The organism is Dysgonomonas sp. Marseille-P4677 (genome assembly GCF_016652235.1).
Classification (GTDB): Bacteria; Bacteroidota; Bacteroidia; order Bacteroidales; family Dysgonomonadaceae; genus Dysgonomonas.
In genome coordinates this window covers 1-2,401 of sequence record NZ_JAEPKU010000241.1, presented here as the reverse complement: position 1 = coordinate 2,401, position 2,401 = coordinate 1, and the positions used below count along the sequence as shown (strand labels likewise).

Below are 2,401 nucleotides of genomic sequence, written 5' to 3'. Positions count from 1 at the left end.
ATTAAAGATAGTATATATTGTGGTATTATTGATAGTTTTCCTTTACCTCAAAAATATGTAAATGATTTAAATATTATAACAGCGGATTATCTCATAAAAAATATAGATGCATCTTTTTCAGCGTGGACAGAATCGAATTGGGCTAGGCATGTCAATTTTGATACATTTTGCGAATTCATTTTACCTTATAAAGTTATTGAGCAGCAGGATCTGGAAGACTGGAGAAGCTATCTTCTCAATTTTTGTGATGGGGACTTGAGGGATCATAAATATTGTGAGTTGTACAAATATTCTCCTTATAGAGCATGCGAAACTGTCAATGAAGCTTTACGTAACTTTATACACCCTAGACTTATAAATAAATATCCGTTACCAGTAAAAAAAGTAAGTACGTTAACAAAAATACCATTTGGGGTATGTGATGATTACAACACATTAGGCATAGCTATAATGAGGGCCAAAGGTATTCCGTGCGCAATGGACTTTACCCCTCAATGGCCGTTTAGGAGTTTGGGGCATACCTGGTGCGTATTACTTGAGAATTCAGGGAAAACCGTCATTTTTGAAGGTGCAGATGGTGCGCCGGCTAGACCACACAAACAAGATCATAAGATGGCTAAAGTTTTCAGAAAAACGTATGCAATTAATAAAGATTTAGTACAAATGATTAAAGAAGAGAGATTCGTACCCTCACCATTTAATGAGCCTTTTTTAAAGGATGTTACAACGGATTATCTCAAAACAGTAGATATAAAAGTTAATGATATTACAAAATCCAAACAGAATTATGCTTATCTTGCTGTTTTTGATGACCAAAATTGGAGGCCAATACATTGGGCAAGAAAAAGTAAAAAGAGTTTTACTTTTGAGAAAATGGGGAAAGATATTGTTTACCTGCCAGTTCACTTTACAAAGGCAGGGATAGAAGCCTTCTCTGACCCTATATTATTAACAATAAATGGAGAATGTGTTGTTCTAAAAGCAGATAAGACGCAAAAAAGAGATATCTTTTTGTACAGAAAGTATCCTCCTATGGAAAATATGCATCATGTCTCATATAGGGTTATAAATGGTAAATTTCAAGCATCAAATGACTCTTTGTTTACAGATTCATCAACCGTCGATATACATATTATCAAAGAACGGGCAGTTGTTTCAAAGCAGATTATGCTAAATAATGTAGATGTGAAATATCGCTATTGGAGGTATTGTTCACCAAATGGAGGGCACTGTAATATGGCAGAATTATATTTTTATGAAAAAAAATCAGGAAAAGAGATTTCAGGAAAAGTAATTGGCACAGAAGGTTCATGGCGGCCATTAAATGAAGGATATACGAGAGATGCTGTTTTTGACAGAAATGCTCTCACTTTTTTTGATGCATCTCAGTCTGATAACTGTTGGGTAGGTATGGACTTTGGAACACCAGTTAGTATTGGCCACATAAGTTTCTTACCTAGAAATGATGGGAATTGTATAGAAATAGGAGATGAATATGAATTGATGTATTGGGATAATAATAGTTGGCAATCTTTAGGAAAACAAATCGCAAACGAGCTTCAACTCCAGTACAAAAATTGCCCGTCTAATGCCCTCTTTCTTCTCCACAATCACACCAAAGGTAAGGAAGAACGAATATTTACCTATGAAAATAATGAGCAAATATGGTGGTAGAACTGATAATCATAACTCATGATCTTAAGTACATGACAAAAAAACAAACACATTTATATCTGATTTATTTTCAGTATTAAACAGAACTTGCATAATAAAATTGAGCCCATATTTAAAAGTTGTTTTTGCCTTATTAAAAGAACGATTATTTCCCATCAATACATCTAAAGAGTCTGGTGATATACTTTTTGGAACTATATAAGGAAACAAGGCAATCTTTATGATTTTGTAAGTCCTATCTTATGTCAATATTGACATCTAATTGAATTATATTTGAAATTGATTTTAACGAAATTTCCCAGAGTATACAATCTGCTTAAATTATATAAGAAATTTGTTTTTGATAAAAACAGAATTTCAAATAGGAATATCTACTTGGTTAAAAAAATATGATTGTCGAATTTAATAAGATTACTTCTAAAAAAGACGTTTTTATATATAGTGAAAACATAGCTAACTATGAGATATTCGTTGATTTGCAACAGTTAACAACGAAGATAAAATCGGTTTTTCGTATTTATTGTATAAATTAGGAAAAAGTACCTAGAAACAATATATAACTGAAAAAATATTTGTCTAGATTTCAATTACTATTCAAACTCTCGTAATAATGCGGACATATTGCGGACATAAAAGGTAAAGTAAAATCGCTAAGCCTTTTATTTTTAAAGATTTAGCGATTTTCAAAAGTACCCAGAGCCGATACACAACCTAGCAAACATCATCC

At 32.2% G+C, this 2,401-nt stretch carries 1 protein-coding gene; it reads left to right on the top strand.

Features of this window, described 5'->3' with window-relative positions; all coding sequences use genetic code 11:
* Window positions 1-1,674: hypothetical protein (locus JGH11_RS19725; protein WP_201114636.1), on the top strand; the 1,674-nt coding region annotated here is incomplete at its 5' end.
* Window positions 1,675-2,401 lie beyond the last annotated feature (727 nt).